The organism is Enterobacter sp. RIT637, from assembly GCF_019718755.1.
GTDB lineage: Bacteria > Pseudomonadota > Gammaproteobacteria > Enterobacterales > Enterobacteriaceae > Enterobacter.
The window spans coordinates 1-803 of record NZ_JAIHAZ010000052.1 but is presented as its reverse complement, the minus strand read 5'-3'; the positions used below and the strand labels follow the sequence as shown (position 1 = coordinate 803).

The following is an 803-nucleotide window of genomic DNA, read 5'->3' as shown; positions in this document are numbered from 1 at the left end:
GGTTTCCACCACGCCTTTCGCCACGTCAGAGTTGCGGATCACGCCGTTTGGTGTGGCGTTCAGCAGCTGCACAAAGCGGTCGCGTGACTCGGTCGTCAGCGCGGCTTTATCGCTGGATACGGCTTCCAGAACCACGGTCAGGTTTTTCTCTTTCACTGACAGTTCGTTTTTCAGGATATCCAGGTAGACGTTCGCCAGGTTTTTCAGCTCGTCGGCTTTGTTTGCTGCAACGGCAACGGTGGCAAAGGCTTCACGAGGGATCGCGTTACGCAGGGTACCGCCGTTGAAATCCACCAGACGCAGATCCAGCTCAGCCGCGTGACCGGCCAGGAAGCGCGCCAGCAGTTTGTTGGCATTGCCCAGACCTAAATGGATATCGCCGCCCGAGTGACCGCCTTTCAGCCCTTTCAGCGTCAGCTTGAAGGTCTGGAAGCCAGCCGGAACCGCTTCACGGGTCAGAGGCAGGGTAGAGATGAAATCAATCCCCCCCGCGCAACCCATGTAGATCTCACCCTCTTCTTCAGAGTCGGTGTTGATCAGGATATCTGCCTGCAGCCAGTTGGCCTGCAGACCAAAAGCACCGTCCATACCGGCTTCTTCGGTCATGGTCAGCAGCACTTCCAGCGGGCCGTGCTCAACGCGATCGTCAGCCAGCACCGCCAGCGCGGAGGCCATACCGATGCCGTTATCTGCGCCCAGCGTGGTGCCGCGTGCTTTAACCCATTCGCCGTCGATGTACGGCTGAATCGGATCTTTTGTGAAGTCGTGGTCGGTATCGTTGTTTTTCTGCGGCACCATATCCA

At 57.9% G+C, this 803-nt stretch carries 1 protein-coding gene; it reads right to left on the bottom strand.

Going from position 1 to position 803, the window contains the following annotated elements:
- On the bottom strand, positions 1-803 hold an 803-nt coding region (locus K5E19_RS23060; RefSeq protein WP_221553253.1), incomplete at both ends, for a M20/M25/M40 family metallo-hydrolase.